At 42.2% G+C, this 20,807-nt stretch carries 19 protein-coding genes and 2 other annotated features; all 19 genes read right to left on the reverse strand.

The annotated features are described in order from the left end of the window. Positions 1-134 precede the first annotated feature (134 nt). The 19 genes from rpoC to IEV27_RS19230 all read right to left on the reverse strand — a co-directional run bounded on the left by rpoC (position 135) and on the right by IEV27_RS19230 (position 20,696). Complete coding sequence (rpoC, locus tag IEV27_RS19140; protein ID WP_188379116.1) at positions 135-3,743, reverse strand: DNA-directed RNA polymerase subunit beta'; 3,609 nt, start codon at positions 3,741-3,743, stop codon at positions 135-137. Between the two features lie 55 nt (positions 3,744-3,798). Then, positions 3,799-7,329, reverse strand: a complete 3,531-nt coding sequence (gene rpoB, locus IEV27_RS19145; RefSeq protein WP_188379117.1) for a DNA-directed RNA polymerase subunit beta — start codon at positions 7,327-7,329, stop codon at positions 3,799-3,801. A 316-nt stretch (positions 7,330-7,645) separates the two neighbouring features. Then, complete coding sequence (locus IEV27_RS19150) at positions 7,646-8,248, reverse strand: class I SAM-dependent methyltransferase (protein WP_188379118.1); 603 nt, start codon at positions 8,246-8,248, stop codon at positions 7,646-7,648. Between the two features lie 77 nt (positions 8,249-8,325). Then, positions 8,326-8,691, reverse strand: a complete 366-nt coding sequence (gene rplL / locus IEV27_RS19155; protein ID WP_188379119.1) for a 50S ribosomal protein L7/L12 — start codon at positions 8,689-8,691, stop codon at positions 8,326-8,328. 57 nt (positions 8,692-8,748) lie between these two features. Continuing rightward, a complete protein-coding gene (gene rplJ / locus IEV27_RS19160) occupies positions 8,749-9,249 on the reverse strand; it encodes a 50S ribosomal protein L10 (RefSeq protein WP_188379120.1) in 501 nt (166 codons plus the stop codon). 48 nt (positions 9,250-9,297) lie between these two features. Next, positions 9,298-9,443: a sequence feature (ribosomal protein L10 leader region), on the reverse strand. Between the two features lie 49 nt (positions 9,444-9,492). Then, positions 9,493-10,188, reverse strand: coding sequence for a 50S ribosomal protein L1 (gene rplA, locus IEV27_RS19165; protein WP_188379121.1), 696 nt, complete (start codon positions 10,186-10,188; stop codon positions 9,493-9,495). Between the two features lie 117 nt (positions 10,189-10,305). Continuing rightward, positions 10,306-10,731 carry a 50S ribosomal protein L11 gene (gene rplK / locus IEV27_RS19170; RefSeq protein ID WP_173917969.1) on the reverse strand — a complete coding sequence of 142 codons (426 nt, stop codon included), beginning with the start codon at positions 10,729-10,731 and terminating at the stop codon, positions 10,306-10,308. A gap of 147 nt (positions 10,732-10,878) precedes the next feature. Continuing rightward, complete coding sequence (gene nusG, locus IEV27_RS19175) at positions 10,879-11,415, reverse strand: transcription termination/antitermination protein NusG (RefSeq protein WP_188379122.1); 537 nt, start codon at positions 11,413-11,415, stop codon at positions 10,879-10,881. A 134-nt stretch (positions 11,416-11,549) separates the two neighbouring features. Beyond that, complete coding sequence (gene secE, locus IEV27_RS19180) at positions 11,550-11,723, reverse strand: preprotein translocase subunit SecE (protein ID WP_188379123.1); 174 nt, start codon at positions 11,721-11,723, stop codon at positions 11,550-11,552. 41 nt (positions 11,724-11,764) lie between these two features. Beyond that, positions 11,765-11,914, reverse strand: coding sequence for a 50S ribosomal protein L33 (rpmG, locus tag IEV27_RS19185; RefSeq protein ID WP_188379124.1), 150 nt, complete (start codon positions 11,912-11,914; stop codon positions 11,765-11,767). 79 nt (positions 11,915-11,993) lie between these two features. Next, positions 11,994-12,647, reverse strand: a complete 654-nt coding sequence (gene sigH, locus IEV27_RS19190) for an RNA polymerase sporulation sigma factor SigH (RefSeq protein WP_188379125.1) — start codon at positions 12,645-12,647, stop codon at positions 11,994-11,996. Between the two features lie 79 nt (positions 12,648-12,726). Next, positions 12,727-13,236 (reverse strand): NYN domain-containing protein, encoded by a 510-nt coding sequence (locus tag IEV27_RS19195; protein ID WP_188379126.1) that lies wholly within the window; start codon positions 13,234-13,236, stop codon positions 12,727-12,729. A gap of 4 nt (positions 13,237-13,240) precedes the next feature. Next, positions 13,241-13,984: a 23S rRNA (guanosine(2251)-2'-O)-methyltransferase RlmB gene (rlmB, locus tag IEV27_RS19200; protein WP_188379127.1), complete on the reverse strand. Its 744-nt coding sequence runs from the start codon at positions 13,982-13,984 to the stop codon at positions 13,241-13,243. Beyond that, positions 13,981-14,388, reverse strand: a complete 408-nt coding sequence (locus IEV27_RS19205) for a Mini-ribonuclease 3 (RefSeq protein ID WP_188379128.1) — start codon at positions 14,386-14,388, stop codon at positions 13,981-13,983. The genes rlmB and IEV27_RS19205 overlap by 4 nt, the downstream gene beginning before the upstream one ends. 4 nt (positions 14,389-14,392) lie before the next feature. Further along, positions 14,393-15,793, reverse strand: coding sequence for a cysteine--tRNA ligase (gene cysS, locus IEV27_RS19210; RefSeq protein ID WP_188379129.1), 1,401 nt, complete (start codon positions 15,791-15,793; stop codon positions 14,393-14,395). Further along, positions 15,756-16,448 (reverse strand): serine O-acetyltransferase, encoded by a 693-nt coding sequence (cysE, locus tag IEV27_RS19215; protein WP_188379130.1) that lies wholly within the window; start codon positions 16,446-16,448, stop codon positions 15,756-15,758. Before cysE ends, cysS begins: the two co-directional genes overlap by 38 nt. Positions 16,449-16,548: 100 nt before the next feature. Next, positions 16,549-16,760, reverse strand: a binding site (T-box leader). Between the two features lie 44 nt (positions 16,761-16,804). Then, positions 16,805-18,274, reverse strand: a complete 1,470-nt coding sequence (gene gltX / locus IEV27_RS19220) for a glutamate--tRNA ligase (protein WP_188379131.1) — start codon at positions 18,272-18,274, stop codon at positions 16,805-16,807. Between the two features lie 67 nt (positions 18,275-18,341). Further along, positions 18,342-19,514, reverse strand: a complete 1,173-nt coding sequence (locus IEV27_RS19225) for a bifunctional 2-C-methyl-D-erythritol 4-phosphate cytidylyltransferase/2-C-methyl-D-erythritol 2,4-cyclodiphosphate synthase (protein WP_188379132.1) — start codon at positions 19,512-19,514, stop codon at positions 18,342-18,344. A gap of 84 nt (positions 19,515-19,598) precedes the next feature. Next, positions 19,599-20,696, reverse strand: coding sequence for a PIN/TRAM domain-containing protein (locus IEV27_RS19230; RefSeq protein WP_188379133.1), 1,098 nt, complete (start codon positions 20,694-20,696; stop codon positions 19,599-19,601). Positions 20,697-20,807: the final 111 nt, after the last annotated feature.

The following is a 20,807-nucleotide window of genomic DNA, read 5'->3' on the forward strand; positions in this document are numbered from 1 at the left end:
CTCCAAAGTAACATGGATAAACGGAAGCACCTTGATTATATTATCACTAGCGAAAACCCATGTCAACTGGATTTTAAAAATAGTGTTTTCAAGATGCTCCTTTTTTTATCCTCTGTTAACCTTCACCTTGATTTTTATAGCTGAGTTACTTCTTCAGCAGCTTCGTTCTTTTCTTCTTTCTGTTCTGACTCAGCTTGGATCTTACGGTATCTTGTCATACCTGTACCGGCTGGGACAAGTTTACCAATAATAACATTCTCTTTAAGACCTAGTAATTCATCGCGTTTACCTTTGATCGCTGCATCAGTTAGGACACGGGTTGTTTCCTGGAATGATGCGGCTGAAAGGAAACTGTCAGTTTCAAGCGATGCTTTTGTAATACCGAGAATAACTGGTCGGCCGACTGCCGGTTGGCCGCCTTCCATGAGAACTTTTTGGTTCGCTTCTTTGAATTGGTGTATTTCGAGTAAGGAACCTGGTAGTACATCTGTATCTCCAGAGTCAAGTACACGGATTTTACGAAGCATTTGGCGGACCATTACTTCTACGTGCTTGTCGGAAATCTCAACACCTTGCATACGATATACTTTTTGAACTTCTTTTAATAGATATTCTTGGACGCCATCTAGCCCTTGAACCGTCAAGAGTTCTTTAGGATCGATTGAACCTTCAGTAAGTGGTTCACCAGCTAGTACTTGATCACCTACTGAAACTTTAAGTCTAGAACCATATGGTGCTGTATAAGAACGAGATTCTACTGCGCCTTGAACAACGATTTCTTGCTTCTCTTTCACTTCGTTGATTTCGTGGACAGTTCCTTCGATCTCAGTAATAACAGCTTGACCTTTAGGGTTCCTAGCTTCAACGATCTCTTGAATACGCGGTAGACCTTGCGTGATATCGTCTCCTGCAACACCACCTGTGTGGAAGGTACGCATTGTTAACTGTGTACCAGGCTCACCGATGGACTGTGCAGCGATAATTCCTACAGCTTCTCCTACTTCAACTTCATCACCCGTAGCTAGGTTACGTCCGTAACACTTCTTACACACACCGTGCTTCGTGTTACAAGTAAATGCTGAACGGATAGTAATCTCCTCGATTCCAGCATCAACGATCTGTTTAGCTGCATCTTCAAAGATGACTTCATTACGAGTAGCTAAAACTTCACCAGTTTCAGGATGTTTTACTGTTTGGAATGACGTACGTCCCACTAAGCGGTCAACAAGCGGTTCGATCGTTTCCGTGCCTTCTTTAATTGCGCTGACTGGAAGGCCGCGATCGGTTCCACAGTCTTCATCACGTACGATAACATCCTGCGCCACATCAACAAGACGACGAGTCAAGTAACCTGAGTCGGCTGTCTTAAGGGCTGTATCGGCAAGACCTTTACGAGCACCGTGCGTGGAGATAAAGTACTCAAGAACCGTTAGACCTTCACGGAAGCTTGATTTAATCGGCAATTCAATGATTCGTCCAGCCGGGTTGGCCATTAGACCACGCATACCTGCAAGCTGCGTAAAGTTAGATGCGTTACCACGTGCACCCGAGTCACTCATCATAAAGATTGGGTTTCTAGGATTCAGGGTATTCATCAGTCGATCTTGAATATCATCTTTACAAGCGGACCAAATCTCAATTACTCGGTCATAACGCTCTTCTTCTGTAATTAGACCACGGCGGAACTGTTTTAGAACCTTATCTACTTTAGCTTGGGCTTCATCGAGAATTTCCTTTTTCTCCGGAAGTACAACTACGTCGGATACACCAACAGTAATACCAGCTTTTGTAGAGTAAGCAAAACCAAGATCTTTCATGCGGTCTAGCATTTTAGAAGTTTCACTAATAGAGAAACGCTTAAATACTTCTGCGATGATATCTCCTAATATTCCTTTCTTGAATGGTAGAACTAAATCACGCTTAGCGATCTCTTCTTTAATGTTCGTACCTTTCTCAACAAAGTAATGTTCAGGAGTTTTAATTTCAAGGTTCTCTTGAGTTGGTTCGTTCATATAAGGGAACGAGTTAGGAAGCATTTCATTGAAAATCAACTTACCAATAGACGTAATCAGCAATTGATTATTCTGTGCTTCTGTAAATGTCTCATTGTTTAAAGAGTTAGCTTGAACGGCTACACGTGTGTGTAAGTGAACATATCCGTTCTGATAAGCCATTAACGCTTCATTTAAGTCTTTAACAACCATACCTTCGCCAACAGCACCTTCACGCTCAAGAGTTAGGTAATAGTTACCTAATACCATATCCTGAGATGGAGTAACTACAGGCTTGCCATCTTTCGGGTTCAGGATGTTCTGAGCAGCTAGCATTAGGATACGAGCTTCAGCCTGAGCCTCAGAAGATAATGGTACGTGTACAGCCATTTGGTCACCATCAAAGTCAGCGTTATAAGCTGTACATACGAGCGGGTGAAGACGAATCGCGCGTCCTTCAACCAACGTTGGTTCGAAAGCCTGGATGCCAAGACGGTGCAAGGTTGGCGCACGGTTTAACAGCACCGGGTGCTCCTTAATTACATCCTCTAAAACGTCCCACACTTCAGGGTGGACGCGTTCAATCTTACGTTTGGCTGATTTAATGTTGTGTGCTAATCCACGGGAAACGAGTTCTTTCATAACGAACGGCTTGAACAATTCGAGAGCCATTTCTTTCGGAAGTCCACACTGGTACATCTTCAAGTTCGGACCTACAACGATAACAGAACGACCAGAATAGTCCACACGCTTACCAAGTAGGTTTTGACGGAATCGACCTTGCTTCCCTTTCAACATGTGAGAAAGAGACTTCAGCGGTCTATTTCCTGGACCTGTTACGGGACGTCCGCGACGACCGTTGTCAATCAAAGCATCTACAGCTTCTTGAAGCATACGCTTCTCGTTTTGTACGATAATTGTCGGCGCTCCAAGATCTAACAGACGCTTCAGGCGATTGTTACGGTTGATCACACGTCGGTACAAGTCGTTTAAGTCAGACGTCGCAAAGCGTCCGCCATCAAGCTGAACCATTGGACGCAATTCTGGAGGGATGACCGGAAGTACATCAAGGATCATCCAAGAAGGATCATTGCCCGAATTACGGAATGACTCAAGAACTTCAAGACGTTTAATCGCACGAGTACGACGTTGTCCTTGAGCTGATTTCAGCTCTTCTTTAAGAGTGTCTACTTCTGCATCCAAGTCGATGTCAGAAAGCAGCTTACGAATGGCCTCTGCACCCATCGCCGCCTGGAATCCTTGCCCGAACTTCTCGCGGTAAGTACGGTATTCTTTTTCAGATAAAAGTTGCTTTTTATCTAAAGCTGTTTCTCCAGGCTCAGTTACGATATATGCAGCGAAGTAGATCACTTCTTCCAACGCACGAGGAGACATGTCAAGAACAAGTCCCATACGGCTTGGAATGCCTTTGAAGTACCAAATGTGAGAGACAGGGGCAGCTAATTCTAAGTGCCCCATGCGCTCACGACGAACTTTCGCCTTAGTAACTTCAACGCCACAACGGTCACACACTACACCTTTGTAACGTACACGCTTGTATTTACCACAATGACATTCCCAGTCTTTTTGCGGACCGAAAATTCTCTCACAGAACAGACCATCTTTTTCAGGTTTTAGTGTACGATAGTTAATCGTCTCTGGCTTTTTGACTTCTCCATAAGACCAAGAACGAATCTTGTCAGGTGAAGCCAGACCAATTTTCATATACTCAAATCTATTTACATCTAGCAAGGGGCCTACCTCCCTTTTAGTATCCAGGTTCTACCCTAAGCTTTAACAATTAGCCTTATTGTTCTTCGAGATTCATGTTCTCAGATTCTTGCGTTTGATCTTCTTCAATATCACGCATTTCAATCTCTTCATCTTCACCATCAAGAATCTTAACGTCCATACCTAAGCTTTGAAGCTCTTTAATTAGAACTTTAAATGACTCTGGCACACCAGGTTCCGGTACGTTATCACCTTTAACGATCGCTTCATATGTCTTCACACGACCAACGACGTCATCGGACTTAACCGTTAAAATTTCTTGCAGCGTATAGGCAGCACCATATGCTTCAAGCGCCCATACCTCCATCTCACCAAAACGTTGTCCGCCAAACTGTGCTTTACCTCCTAGAGGCTGTTGCGTTACTAAGGAATAAGGTCCAGTAGAACGCGCGTGCAGTTTATCGTCAACCATGTGAGACAGTTTAATCATATACATGACTCCGACAGAGATACGGTTATCAAACGGCTCGCCTGTTCTTCCATCATATAAGATGGTTTTAGCATCTCGAGCCATTCCGGCTTCATCGAGAGTTTCCCAAACATCTTCCTCACGGGCACCGTCAAATACTGGTGTCGCAACACGGATGCCAAGCTGACGAGCAGCCATACCAAGGTGCAGTTCAAGAACTTGCCCGATGTTCATACGAGATGGTACACCTAATGGGTTCAACATGATGTCTACCGGTGTTCCATCCGGCAAGTACGGCATATCTTCTTCTGGAAGTATTTTCGAAATAACACCTTTGTTTCCGTGACGTCCGGCCATTTTGTCCCCTTCAGAAATCTTACGCTTCTGAACGATGTAAACACGGATTAATTGGTTTACACCAGGAGGAAGTTCATCGCCGTCTTCACGGTTAAAGATCTTAACATCAAGTACGATTCCACCTGCGCCATGAGGCACGCGTAGAGAAGTATCACGAACTTCACGAGCTTTCTCTCCAAAGATAGCGTGTAGAAGTCGCTCTTCAGCAGATAGTTCAGTCACCCCTTTAGGAGTTACTTTACCTACTAGAAGGTCACCATCGCTTACTTCAGCCCCAACGCGGATGATTCCACGTTCGTCTAAATCACGCAATGCATCTTCCCCTACGTTTGGAATGTCACGAGTAATTTCCTCAGGTCCAAGCTTCGTATCACGTGCTTCAGATTCATACTCTTCGATATGAATAGAAGTGTACACGTCATCTTTCACAAGGCGTTCACTCATGATTACAGCATCCTCATAGTTATAACCGTCCCATGTCATGAATGCTACAAGAGGGTTTTGACCAAGTGCCAATTCACCCATATCCATTGAAGGCCCGTCCGCAAGGATTTCACCTTTTACGACGCGGTCTCCTTTAGACACGATTGGACGCTGGTTGTAACAGCTTCCTTGGTTTGAACGAATGAATTTCTGAAGACGGTAACGATCTAAGTCACCTTCTACTTCTCTGCCATCTACTTCAGAGATACGGCGGACAAGTACTTCTTTTGCTTCCACACGTTCTACAGTTCCTTCGTGGCGGCAGATTACAGCAGCTCCAGAGTCTTTACCAGATACATATTCCATACCTGTACCTACAATCGGTGCATCAGGCTTTAATAGAGGTACTGCTTGACGCTGCATGTTTGCTCCCATTAGAGAACGGTTAGAGTCATCGTTTTCTAAGAATGGAATACATGCTGTCGCAGCGGATACTACTTGTTTTGGAGATACGTCCATGTAATCCAGACGCTCACGGTTTACTACTGTGTTTTCCCCGCGGAAACGAGCAATAACTTCTTCATCGGTAAAAGAACCGTCTTCATTTAACTTAGCGTTGGCCTGTGCGACAACATAATGGTCTTCTTCATCAGCTGTTAAATAATCAAAATGAGAAGTTACCTGGTTTGTCTCAGGGTCTACGCGACGATACGGTGTTTCAATAAATCCAAACTCGTTTACCTTCGCATAAGAAGATAAGGAGTTAATCAAACCAATGTTTGGTCCTTCTGGTGTTTCGATCGGACACATACGACCGTAGTGGGAGTAGTGAACGTCACGAACTTCAAAACCTGCGCGCTCACGTGTTAAACCACCCGGTCCAAGCGCTGACAGACGACGCTTATGCGTTAACTCTGCAAGTGGGTTAGTCTGGTCCATAAACTGCGAAAGCTGAGAGCTTCCGAAGAACTCTTTAATCGACGCGATCACAGGACGAATGTTAATCAGCTGCTGCGGTGTAATGGAAGACGTATCTTGAATAGACATACGTTCACGAACTACACGCTCCATACGAGATAGTCCAATACGGAATTGGTTCTGCAGCAATTCACCAACTGAACGGAGACGACGGTTTCCTAAGTGGTCAATGTCATCTGTGCCTCCAACAGTGTGAAGCAAGTTAAAGAAGTAGCTGATAGATGACAAAATATCCGCAGGAGTAATGTGTTTTACATCGCGGTCAATGTTCGCGTTCCCAATAACATTGATAGAACGTTCACCTTCAGGGTCTGTTGGATCTACTATTTTCACAGATTGAACGCGAATTGGTTCTTCTAGTACGCCATCTACAGGATCAAGTACTCGCTCGCTCATTGTTTCTTCCTGATTGTTAAAGTGTGGAATTAAACGATCTAACAAACGACGATCGATTTTCGCACCTTTCTCAGCAATAACTTCACCCGTTTCTTCATCAACAAGAGTTTCTGCTAACGTTTGATTGAAGAGGCGTTCTTTGATGTGAAGCTTTTTATTCATTTTGTATCGTCCTACGCGAGCCAAGTCATAACGCTTTGGATCGAAGAAGCGAGAAACTAACAAGCTTTTCGCATTTTCTACCGTCGGCGGCTCACCAGGGCGTAAACGTTCATAAATTTCAAGCAATGCTTTCTCACTGGTTTCAGTGTTGTCTTTCTCTAACGTATTCTTCAAATATTCATTTTCACCGATCAAATCAATGATTTCTTGATCCGTTCCAAATCCTAATGCACGAAGTAATACGGTGATCGGAAGCTTACGTGTACGATCGATACGAACATGAACAACATCTTTAGCATCCGTTTCAAATTCTAACCAAGCTCCACGGTTCGGAATAACCGTAGCTGTATATCCACGCTTTCCGTTCTTATCTATTTTTTTATTAAAATAGACACTAGGAGAGCGAACAAGTTGAGATACAATGACTCGTTCGGCACCATTAATAATAAATGTACCAGTATCAGTCATTAACGGGAAATCTCCCATAAATACTTCTTGTTCTTTCACTTCACCTGTCTCATTATTTAATAGACGTACTTTCACGCGCAGCGGAGCATTGTAAGTCACGTCACGGTCTTTTGATTCATCGACCGGATACTTCGGCTCCCCTAAGCTGTAATCTACAAATTCAAGTGACAGATTCCCAGTGAAATCTTCAATAGGTGAGATGTCTTTAAACATCTCTTTCAAACCTTCTTCTAAGAACCACTCATAAGATGCGGTTTGAATTTCAATTAGGTTCGGTAAGTCTAATACCTCACTAATACGTGCGTAACTTCTGCGTTGGCGGTGTCGTCCATATTGAACTAGTTGACCTGTCAACAGATTCACCCCTTCAATCAAGCATTTTTAAAACGAAAAAAGGGTTCGGCAAAGACATGCCGAACAGGCTTGCGGTTGATCTTGCCACAAGCACTATTTAAACATCCGCATATTTAGCGAATGGTGTTTCTTCATTTCTCTCTAACGTTAGACAAAAAAGAAAAAGGGTTTTCAAACAAAAACCTCATTTCAATCTACATGTACGATTTACCATTCTATCCATTTCTCACCCTTTTATACAAAGAGTGAAAAAAAGACTTGACAACAAAAAGGTCATACTGGCATTTTTCAATAATACCACACACAAAAAATCGAGTCAAACCTTTTTAGCCTTGAGGATGTAATAGCCTTTCTTCTTCACGACCAATTCTACATTCCCGAAAAGCTCTTCCAACTTTTCTTTCGCAGAGGGAGCCCCTTGTTTCTTCTGTATAACCACCCATAATTCTCCGTTAGGCTTTAATGCCGTAAACGATTCTGTAAACATAGCATGTACCACTTGCTTTCCTGCACGAATCGGCGGATTGGTTAGGACAGCCGCAAATGAGTGACCCTCTAGATTGGAAAAGCGATCACTTTCTTTAATCATAACATTCTCAACTTGATTCTGTTTAGCATTTTTACTAGCTAGAGCTAACGCTCGCTCATTGACATCTACCATCACAACTTTTCGGTCAAGGTCGGCTTTAGCGATTGCTAACCCTATCGGACCATACCCGCATCCGAGGTCAAGGATGTCACCTTGTATATCAGGCGGCGTATAGGCGTCGATGAGTACTTTTGACCCAAAATCCACCTCTCCTTTAGAAAAGACAGCATGGTCTGTAGTAAAAGTGAATTCATTCCCTTTCAGAGCAAATGACCACGACCGTTCTTCACTTTTGGCCTCTGTTGTTTTGGAATAATAATGCTCAGACATTCAGCACACCTTCTTATAAGAAAGATAAGGAAAAAGAAAGCTCGCCGATAAACAGCGAGCTTTTCTTCATTCTATCATTACTTAACTTCTACAGAAGCTCCAGCTTCTTCTAGCTTAGCTTTAACTTCTTCAGCTTCGTCTTTAGAAACGCCTTCTTTAACAGCGCCAGGTGCGTTATCAACTAACTCTTTTGCGTCTTTAAGACCAAGACCAGTGATTTCGCGAACTGCTTTAACTACTTTAATTTTTGAGCTTCCAGCAGATTCTAGTACTACATCAAATTCAGTTTGCTCTTCTTCAGCTTCGCCACCTGCAGCAGCACCACCAGCTGCAACTGGAGCAGCAGCAGATACACCAAATTCTTCTTCAATTGCTTTAACTAGGTCGTTAAGCTCAAGAACAGACATTTCTTTAATCGCTTCGATAATTTGTTCGTTAGACATGAGAAATTTCCTCCTTAGATTTTAAAATATTTTTATTAACCGTAAACGAGTGCAAGCTTATGCACTTTCTTCTTCTTTTTGTTCCGCAATTGCTTTTGTCGCGTATGCGAAGTTTCGTACTGGTGCTTGTAGCACGCTTAGGAACATAGAAACAAGTCCCTCGTAGTTTGGAAGAGTAGCAAGCTCTTTGATTTGCTCAAGAGTAGCAACTTTTCCTTCGATCACGCCGCCTTTAAGTTCAAGGCTGTCATGATCTTTCGCAAAGTTGTTCAAGATTTTCGCTGGAGAAACAGCGTCATCTTCACTAGTCGCAAGAGCTGTCGGTCCAGTTAGGACTTCATCAAGATCAGTTAGTTCAGTTTCCGCAGTCGCACGGCGAGTCATTGTGTTTTTGTACACTTTGAAATCTACGCCTGCTTCACGAAGCTGAGCACGTAGCTCTGTAACTTCTGATACATCAAGCCCGCGGTAGTCTACTAGTACAGCAGATTTACTGTTGCGAAGTTTCTCAGCGATTTCTGTAACAACCTGCTGCTTTTGCTCAATAATATTGCTCATCGTTCCACCTCCTATTGACTTAGCATCATACCGATTGGAGTTCGTGTTTTACATAAAATAAAAGTACCCCCATGAAGACATGGAGGTACGTATGTCAGCACAGCAACGATGCTGGACTGTTTATTCACACACCTCGGCAGGAAATTTAAGCGGATCACCGCACCTACTGTCTTCGGTATAACGTATTTAATTTATACAACGTTTCTAATTATAAATAATTAAAAACGGAAAGTCAACCATTGATTACTTAACGTAGCTAGAAACATCAACTTTGATGCCAGGGCCCATAGTGGAAGATACTGCAGCATTACGCATGTAAGTACCTTTCGCAGCTTGTGGCTTAGCTTTAACTAGAGCATCAGTAATCGCTTCGAAGTTTTCTTTAAGCTTTCCTTCATCGAAAGAAGCTTTTCCGATTGGTACATGAATATTAGCAGCTTTGTCAACACGGTATTCTACTTTACCTGCTTTGATTTCATTTACTGCTTTTTCAACTTCGAAAGTTACTGTGCCTGTTTTAGGGTTAGGCATAAGACCTTTTGGTCCTAGCACACGACCTAGTTTACCAACTTCAGCCATCATGTCAGGCGTTGCAACGACTACGTCGAAATCGAACCATCCTTGATTAATTTGATTAATCAAGTCTTGCTCTCCTACGTAATCTGCTCCAGCAGCTTCTGCTTCTTTCGCTTTATCACCTTTAGCGAAAACAAGTACACGCTGTGTTTTACCAGTTCCGTGCGGAAGAACCATAGCTCCACGGATTTGTTGGTCCGCTTTCTTAGGATCTACTCCAAGACGGAAAGCTGCTTCTACAGTTTCATCAAATCCAGCTTTAGACGTTTCTTTCACAAGGCTGATTGCTTCATTTACTTGATAAGCTTTTGTACGATCAACAAGCTTTTGTAGCTCTTGTTGCTTTTTGCTTTTCTTAGCCATTTTTTAATTTCCTCCTCATTGTGGTTTTAACGGATTAACCTCCCACGAATAAAGGTTGCGAACCAAGGATCACTCCTGTGTCGCAACCTTCAACTCCATTAGAGTGACGCTGTGGGATTAGTCTTCAACTGTGATTCCCATGCTGCGCGCTGTACCTTCAACCATACGCATTGCAGCTTCAACGTCAGCAGCGTTCAAGTCAGGCATTTTTGTTTCAGCGATTTCTTTTACTTGATCGCGTTTAACAGTAGCTACCTTGTTACGGTTTGGCTCACCTGAACCTGATTCGATCCCCGCTGCTTTCTTAAGTAGAACAGCAGCTGGTGGAGTTTTTGTAACAAATGTAAAAGAACGATCTTCAAAAACAGAGATCTCAACCGGAATAATCATTCCTGCTTGATCTTGTGTTTTAGCGTTAAATTCTTTACAGAAGCCCATGATATTAATACCCGCTTGTCCTAGTGCCGGTCCTACCGGTGGAGCTGGGTTTGCTTTACCTGCTGGAATCTGTAGCTTTACAACTTTAATAACTTTTTTAGCCACGAGACACACCTCCTTAAAGTCCGTGATGTGGTAATAGGGTTTTCCCCTCCCACTCAACGCAATATGCATTAACGCCTCTTTTCTGAGGCACATAAAGAACATAAGAATTCTAGCATTTATTTAATGATAATGCAAGGGGAAAGGGATTTATAATTTTTCTATTTGAGAGAAGTCCAGTTCAACTGGCGTCTCACGACCGAACATATTAACGTGGACCTTCACTTTTTGTTTATCAATATCAATATATTCGATCGTACCTGTGAAGTTAGCAAAAGGTCCATCTGTTACTTTAACACTTTCTTTCACTTCAAAATCAATATCTGCTGATGTTGGCTCTGTCATACCCATACGCTTCAGCACGGTATCGACTTCTTCAGGTAAGAGAGGGATCGGCTTTGAGCCAGAGCCGGTCGAACCAACGAAACCAGTCACCCCGGGTGTATTGCGCACAACATACCAGGAATCATCCGTCATTACCATTTCAGCAATAACGTAGCCAGGGAAAACTTTTTTCTTATTCACTTTACGCTTGCCATTCTTAATTTCCGTTTCTTCATCTTCAGGAACAAGGACACGGAAAATCTTATCTTCCATTCCCATTGACTCGACTCGCTTCTCTAAATTGGTCTTCACCTTGTTTTCATAACCTGAATACGTGTGAACCACATACCATCTTTTTTCCATTTACACAGGACAAGTGGCTTGCCCTTCCCTCCCTTATCGTTCATTTTTAAAAGGATTTCCAACATGAAAAAACCCGTCAGACGGGTTTTTTGTACAAGACTATTAACTAGTATATCACAAAACTGACTGTACTATTAGCTAGGAATAAGTTCAAGTATTTGTGTAATGCCTAAGTCAACAACCGCAAAAAACACAGATACGAAAGCTACGGTAAAAAGTACGGTAATGGTATACTTCGTTAATTCTTGCCCTTTTGGCCAGCTAACTTTACGCATCTCGCGCGATACATTTTTCAAGAATTTAAACATGATCGTACTACCCCCAAACTTACGCCAACCGGCTTCATCCTCTATTTTGTTTCGCGATGAAGTGTATGTTCACCACAAGTCTTACAAAATTTGCGAACTTCTAAACGTTCAGACTGATTTGAGCGATTTATATTTGTAGTATAATTACGACTTTGACATTGGGTACAAGCTAAAATTACTTTCTTTCTCATCGACAGTCACCTCGTCCTAGAGGTTTATTCACTTTCACTAATGTAGCACGCTTACAACCTAGTGTCAATTGCATGATAGTTAAGTTGTTTCAGAGAATTCAATGTATCTTTCAAGCTTTCGTTTGACCCTCTGAAGCGCATTATCAATAGATTTAACATGTCTCTTCAGTTCTACGGAGATCTCCTGATACGTTTTACCGTCTAAATACAAGGAGAGAACCTGCTGTTCCAGTTCACTAAGCAGTTCAGAGATCTTCTCCTCTATGTCCCCAAACCTTTCTTTATTGACCATAAGTTCCTGTGGGTCAATCGCTTTCGAGCCTGCTATGACATCTAATAACGTTCGGTCCGCTTCTTCATCAAATATCGGCTTATCGAGAGAAACATATGAATTGAGTGGAATGTGTTTTTGGCGAGTGGCAGTTTTAATTGCGGTAATAATTTGACGAGTGACGCACAGTTCGGCAAAGGCTTTAAAAGACGAAAGCTTGTCCCCTTGATAATCACGAATGGCTTTATAAAGACCAATCATGCCTTCTTGTACAATGTCTTCCCGATCTGCGCCAATGAGGAAATACGTCCGTGCTTTGGCACGAACGAAATTTTTGTACTTATCAATTAAAAAATCTAGAGCCTGGACTTGCCCGTGGTTAATCCGCTCAATGATTTCTTCGTCATCAAGTTGACTGAAATCCAACTTCTCGATGCCTATCTTTGTTTGTCCGATGCTCACTCAGGATCCCTCCGACTGTGGTACCTAAATATAGAAATATTATACAGTAAGCGCTTCAAAAGCGTCAATATGGCGTTTGTTATTTATTGCCTCTTCTCCACTTCTCAAAAATATCTCTTATCTCTTTATTTATCGGAATTTTAGACTGATATTGAACCTCTTTATGGGTTTCTAAATCTTTTTTTATTTCTTGTTCAATGTTCTTAACTTCGATATATAATTCCCTTGCCGATTTCCGGTAAGCACCTTGTGCAAAAATGGTTCTCTGTTCGGCATAATCGGATGTTGCCACATAAACTTGTGTACGAACATCATTTAATTGTCCGGATAATTTCTCGATTCGTTCATCCGCTGTTTCATTTTCTTTCGTGTAGATCGTCTCCACTTTAAAGCTTTTTTGCTTCGTTTCGAGTCCTCGCACATGATAAGCATCAAAAACAACAATGACCCGATCCCCCGTATAGGATTGATACTCTGCCATCATTTCAATCAACAAATCTCTTGCCTGTCCTAAATCCTTGTCTTTAAGCTGTTTTAGTTCCGGCCAAGCCCCAATGATGTTGTATCCGTCAACGATTAGTACATTCATTGTATTATCCCTCGACAGGGTGACGTTTTCGATACACTTCATACATAAGCAGTGAGGCAGCTACTGAAGCATTCAAAGAGGTCACCTTCCCGGCCATTGGAAGACTTACGGTCCAGTCACATTTATCTTTTGTTAATCGACTCATCCCTTTTCCTTCACTGCCAATGACCAAAGCTAAAGGCATTTTGCCATCTAATTCTCGGTAATCCTCTGTCCCTTTGGCATCGGTGCCTACCACCCAAACAAAACGTTCTTTCAATTCATCAATTGTGCGTGATAAATTGGTAACGCGAGCGACTGGAATGTATTCAATCGCCCCTGTGGAAGTTTTCGCTACCGTAGAAGTTAATCCAACGGAGCGTCTTTTTGGAATGATGACGCCATGAGCACCACTAGCGTCCGCAGTACGAAGGATTGATCCTAAATTATGAGGATCCTCAATCTCATCTAAAATGATGAAAAATGGTTCCTCTCCTTTTTCATTCGCTCGGGCAAACAAATCATCTATATCGCTATATTCATAAGCAGCGACAGCCGCGACGACTCCCTGGTGGTTACCTTCGACAAGCTGATCAATTTTTTTCTTCGGAGCTTTCTGTACAAGCACGCCATTTTCTTTGGCTGCTTGTTCAATTTTCTTTACTGACTGGTACTGAAGCTGCTCAGAAACAAACACTTTATTAATAGAACGCCCAGACTTTATCGCTTCTAACACTGGATTTTTTCCAATGATCCATTCTTCATTCATTTCGCTTCTCTCCTCTCTTCTACCAGCTCAATGGCTCGTCCAATTAACTCTTCTAAGCGCTGCTCATTGCCTGAAAGATAATGAAAACCTAAAACCGCTTCAAATGCTGTGGAGTATCGATACGTTTGTACATCCGTGTTTTTCGGAACCGTTCCAGACTTTGCATTGCGTCCCCTTCTTAACACACCTTCTTCCTCTTCAGTAAGAAGCTCTTCCTCTTGCCAGGCTCGTACCACCTGAGCTTGTGATTTAGCAGACACAAACTGAATAGCCGCCCTGTGCAGCTGCTCAGGCTTCACTTGACCCTGCTGTAATAAATGCTTCCTTACATACAATTCGTACACCCCGTCACCCATATAGGCGAGGGCGAGGCTTTTCATCTGCTTCACATTTGTAAAAGTCATCCTCTTACCCCCGCTTCCAACGAGTGCCCTGGGCGGTGTCTTCTAAAATAATGTTTCGTGCTTTAAGCTCATCACGGATTTCATCAGCACGAGCAAAATTACGTTCTTTTCTCGCTTGTTTTCTTTCCTCAATCAACGCATCAATTTCCTCGTCTAACAGCTCCACTTCTTGTTCAAGCTGCAGCCCTAATACCCCTGCAAGTTCTTTAAGCGTTTCGGAAAATTGATCAATCACTTCTGTATGGGTCTGTTCTGATTGCAAATACAAATTAGCCGTTTTTGTTAAATCAAACAATACAGAGATCGCATTGGCTGTATTGAAATCATCATCCATCTCCGCAATAAACTGTTGTTTATGTTTAGCGGCTTCTTCTAACCAATACGTCTTTTCATCTGTTAAATTTAAGCTTGAATCTTTACGGTGAAGTAAGTTTTCATAGGCGTTACGAATGCGTTCAAAACTGCTCTTAGCACCGGCTAGCAGCTCATCGCTAAAGTTAATGGGGTGACGATAGTGCACGCTCAACATGAAGAAGCGAATCACTTGGGGGTCATGCTTCTGCACTAAGTCATGAGCAAGTACAAAATTCCCTAAGGATTTAGACATTTTCTCATTTTCAATGTTGATATACCCATTATGCATCCAGTAACGAGCAAAAGATTCTCCATTATTTGCTTCTGATTGAGCAATTTCATTTTCATGGTGAGGGAATGTTAAGTCTTGGCCGCCCGCGTGGATATCAATGGTATCGCCAAGGTACTTCTTCGCCATAGCGGAGCATTCAATATGCCAGCCCGGACGCCCTTTACCCCACGGACTCTCCCATGCAATTTCTCCTTCTTTCGCTTCTTTCCATAAAGTAAAATCAAGCGGGTCTTCTTTTTTCTCTCCTACTTCAATACGAGCTCCAGAACGCAGTTCATCAATGGACTGATGAGAAAGCTTGCCATACTCGTTGAAAGAACGTGTACGGAAATAAACATCGCCGCCAGACTCATAAGCAAAGTCTTTTTCTATTAAGCCATCAATAAACTGGATGATTTCCTCCATATTTTCCGTTACGCGAGGGTGGTGGACCGCTTCTTTAACTCCTAAGGCTCCTACATCCTCTTTATACGCTTGAATAAAACGGTTGGCGATATCTGGAACCTCTTCTCCTAACTCGTTCGCAGCTTTGATTAATTTATCATCAACGTCTGTAAAGTTTAATACATACTGCACATCAAAGTTCTTGTACTCGAAATATCTGCGAACCGTATCGAAAACGATCGCCGGCCGAGCGTTACCGATATGAATATAGTTATATACTGTAGGACCGCATACGTACATTTTGACCTTGCCTTCTTCGAGTGGGGTGAAAGGTTCTTTAGTTCTTGTCAGCGTGTTGAATACTTTTATGCTCATCCTGTTCCGCTCCTTTTTCCTCTTGTTCTAATTGTAAGCAAAGTTGCTTGATTTCTTCTTCCATTTCGTTTAAACGATCATATACAGGGTCCGGGAGCTTATGGTGATCCAAGTCTTTTTGGCGAATCTTCTTCCCGTCCTGAATGACGACGTGACCTGGAATCCCCACAACGGTTGAATTATCAGGCACATCTTTTAACACAACGGACCCTGCTCCTACCTTTGAATTCTCGCCAATCGTGATAGAACCTAAAACTTTCGCCCCTGTAGCGACTAATGAATTATCCTTTAGCGTTGGGTGACGTTTTCCTTTTTCTTTTCCTGTCCCCCCCAGGGTTACCCCTTGGAAAAGGGTCACATTATCACCAATCTCACACGTTTCCCCGATGACAACTCCCATGCCGTGATCAATAAAGAAGCGGCGGCCTATTTTCGCACCTGGGTGAATTTCAATTCCAGTAAAGAAACGACTGATTTGTGAAATGATTCGGGCCAGGAAAAAGAATTTCCTTTTATAAAAAGCGTGAGCAATCCTGTGAGACCACGTAGCATGAAGCCCGGAGTACGTTAAAATCACTTCAATATAGGAACGTGCCGCTGGATCTTGATCAAACACGACATCTACATCTTCTTTAAACACTTTAAACCATCCCATCCGGCATCCTCCTTCTCTTTACTTATAAGATTCAGGCACAGTGACTTGTGCTCAACGTTGGTTATTCCTATATAAAAAACGCGCCCCTGTGCTTAATTAGCACAGAGACGCGTTATGCGCGGTTCCACTCTGTTTAGGAAACGTACTTCCCTCACTCTCCCTAATAACGGCAGGCGACCGCCCCAGCCTACTTCATTCAACCAGGGACTCAGAGGTGCATTTCAGAGCCTTCCCTTAAAATCACTTCCAGCCAAAGGTGATTTTCTCTGTGTAAAGAAAGGTTCTCCTACTTCTCCTCATCTACGTTCCATATGGGTACCTTTACTATATGTGAAAAGTTGCAATTTGTGAACAGATTAGTCTTGGATTTGTTTTAAAGCGTCATTCAATCGGATCGTAACGGTCTCCAGGCCAAGCAGACGAATCGCATTTGGCAATTCAGGACCATGAGTCTGACCTGTTGTAGCTACTCGAATTGGCATAAATAATTTTTTACCTTTATGTCCCGTTTCTTTTTGAGTCGCCTTGATTTGAGCTTTAATGTTCTCAGGCGTCCACTCATCTAATTCTGCGAGCTTTCCTTTAAATGCTTCTAGCACCTCTGGGACCTGCTCACCTTTAAGAACTTCTAAAGCATCTTCATCATACTGGATTTCTTTTTTAAAGAAGAGGTCAGTCAGTTCAACAATTTCCGCTCCATAGCTCATTTGCTCATGGTAAAGGGAAATTAACTCATGCGTCCACTCACGATCTTCTTCACTCATATCCTCCCTTACACGGCCAGCTTCAATTAGGTGAGGGAGAGCAAGATCTACTACACGCTCCAAGCTTGAAGCTTTAATATATTGGTTGTTCATCCATTTCAGTTTAGCTGGATCAAAGATGGCTGGTGATGTAGATAGTCGCTCCGCGTCGAAAATCTCAATTAATTTATCCTGGGTGAATATTTCTTCTTCTCCCACAGGGGACCAGCCAAGTAATGTAATAAAGTTAAACAATGCTTCTGGCAAATATCCTAGATTCTTATATTGTTCAATAAATTGCAGGATATGCTCATCACGTTTGCTCAGCTTCTTACGATTTTCATTAAGGATTAACGTCATATGACCAAATTTAGGAGCTTCCCAGTTAAATGCCTCATAAACCATCAATTGCTTAGGAGTATTGGAAATGTGTTCCTCTCCGCGCAAGACGTGAGAAATTCCCATTAAATGATCATCAATGGCTACAGCAAAGTTGTAGGTTGGCGTTCCATTCTTCTTAACGATCACCCAGTCTCCAAAATCGCTGGATTCAAAAGAAATTTTACCTCTAACGATATCGTTAAACTCATAGGTGTAATTTTTAGGAACGCGAATACGAATACTCGGTTCTCTTCCTTCCGCCTCAAACTCTTTTACTTGTTCTTCTGTTAAATCACTATGAGCACCAGAGTATTTAGGGGCTTCTCCACGGTTGATCTGAGCTTCACGTTCCGCTTCAAGCTCGTCCTCCGTCATATAACACTTATAAGCCAAACCTCTCTCAAGCAGATCATCTACATATTTATTATAAATATCTAAACGCTCCATTTGACGATAAGGGCCGTATTCTCCTCCGACATCCGCTCCTTCATCCCATTCAATACCGAGCCATTTTAAGTAATTCAGCTGACTTTCTTCTCCACCAGCTACATTCCTCTTCGCATCTGTATCTTCCACGCGGATAATGAACTTTCCTCCAGCGTTTCTTGCATATAAATAATTGAATAGAGCCGTACGAGCATTCCCTATATGAAGGTTGCCTGTAGGACTTGGCGCATAACGCACACGTACTTCGTTACTCATAATATGAACTCCTTTCAAATCCGTCTCCATTTTATTCATTTTATCATTATTTACTGTCTATTGTTGACTATTTTTGCAGAAGAACAACAGCCTGGGCCGCCATCCCTTCTTTTCTACCTGTAAAACCAAGTTTTTCGGTTGTCGTCGCTTTAACGTTAATGCGCTCTGCATCACTGTTTAAAAGTGCAGCTATGTTTCTTTGAATCTCCTCCACATAAGGAGCCATTTTAGGAGCTTGAGCGATCACAGTGCAGTCTATATTGCCCAGCTCGTACCCTTGATCCGTCACGAACTTCCACACTTGCTGCAAAAGCTTTCCCGAATCCGCATCTTTAAAGGCATCGTCGGTATCTGGAAAATGTCTACCGATATCCCCTTCGCCAATAGCCCCTAGACAAGCATCTGCTATCGTATGAAGCAAAACATCAGCATCAGAATGACCTAACAGTCCTTTATCATGCGGGATTTCAATACCACCCACTATACACTTACGGCCTTCAGCAAACTGATGAACATCAAAGCCTTGTCCAATACGAATCATAGTATCCTTCACGACCTTTCCTTTATGAGCAGCATAAGATTTAGCCTTTACTAAATCCTCCGGCGTAGTCAGCTTCATGTTGTCATAACTTCCTTCAACCACGTTTACCGCTTCACCAAGACGTTCCACAAGGGACGCATCATCTGTCCCATAATAATTTTGTGATTTTGCTTCTTCATGAGCTTTGAGAATTAAAGGGTAATGAAATCCTTGCGGGGTTTGAGCAGCCCAAAGAGAATGACGGTCCAGTGTAATGAGTTGCTCCTTTTGCTTTTGCTTAATGGTATCCGTCACAGGTACGGCTAACAGGCCTGCCCTGCGTTCAGTAACCACCTCAGCAAGCTGATGAAGATGCTCTCGTTTTACAAAAGGACGAGCTCCATCGTGAATAAACACGGGCTGGTTCGTTCGCTTGACAGCCTGCAGCCCTTCATAAACACTATCTTGTCGTTCAGCACCACCATTGACCAAAGTCATACGATCACTTAGTTGATGTTGGTGGAGGATTTCTTCCATCTGAGCATTCTCTTGTTTATTCGTAACCAGCACAATCTCATTGCACCAAGGGTCTTGCACAAATACAGTTAAAGTATGTATGATAAGCGGCAAATCATTGATCATCAAAAATTGTTTATTTTGTCCTGCATGCATCCGTTTTCCTTGTCCGGCTGCTAAAACGATCGCTGTATAATTTATCATGATAACCACCTTAAATAAAGTGAAACAACAAAAGCGATAACACGCAGTTATCACTTTTGCTAATCTCTATTTGTTATACCGTTTTTATAAGGCTTTTTCAAGTGATTTTGGCCTTGCAAAAATCATTCGTCCCGCAGAAGTTTGCAATACACTAGTAACAACCACTTCAATTGTTTTGCCGATATAATCTTTTCCTTCTTCCACAACAATCATCGTACCATCGTCTAAATAGCCAATTCCTTGCTTTTGTTCCTTGCCGTCTTTAATCACTTGGATCGTCATTTCTTCTCCAGGAAGAACGACTGGTTTCACCGCATTGGCCAAATCGTTAATATTTAAGACTTGAACATTCTGGAACTCACATACTTTATTTAGATTAAAGTCGTTCGTCACAACGATCCCATCCATGACTTTCGCAAGTTTCACAAGCTTGCTGTCTACTTCTTGAACCTCTTCAAAATCCCCATCATAAATTTCCACTTTAACCGGGAGGTCCTTCTGTAAACGATTTAAAATGTCCAATCCACGACGTCCGCGGTTTCGCTTTAATCCATCCGATGAATCTGCAATATGCTGAAGTTCCTCGAGCACAAACTGAGGAATAACAATTGTACCTTCCAGAAAATGAGTTTCACAAATATCAGCAATTCTTCCATCAATAATGACACTCGTATCTAGAATTTTTTCTTTCGGAATTAAGGATCGATCCACTGGTGCTTCAGAAAGGTCATCTTCATCTGAGCCTTTCTTATCTTTCTTTGCAAATAAATTTAAAAATTCATCTTTTCGCTTAAATCCAACTTGAAAGCCGAAATAACCAAGTAAAAATGTGATAAATATAGGCAGAATCTGGCTAACTACTTTAATCTCAATATCCTGGAGTAAATTATTCACTAAATAGGCAATGATCAGACCTACGATTAAGCCTAAGCTTCCAAATAACAGATCCGCAACCGGGGCTCGAACGAGGGTGTCCTCCACCCACCTGAGAAAATCAACAATATAATCTACTACCCAAAAAGTTAATAAAAATAGTATAAGTGCTCCGACAATTGCCCCTACTCCGGATTGGATCCAACCTTGCCAGGATACATCCATTACTGAAAAAAGCTCCGGCATGTATAGATAACCGATTGTTCCTCCGGTTATAACTATAAATAATTGAACGATACGTTTAAGCACTTCTTTCACCTCCTCATTTTCCATTATGACCAACCTCAAGGTCTATTAATCGTAGACGTTGAAATGTTGTTTAATAAACTAGCACAAATGACATTATTTTTCAATTTACAG

The sequence above is a fragment of the Halobacillus andaensis genome, from assembly GCF_014636475.1.
In the GTDB taxonomy this organism is placed as follows: domain Bacteria; phylum Bacillota; class Bacilli; order Bacillales; family Halobacillaceae; genus Halobacillus_A; species Halobacillus_A andaensis.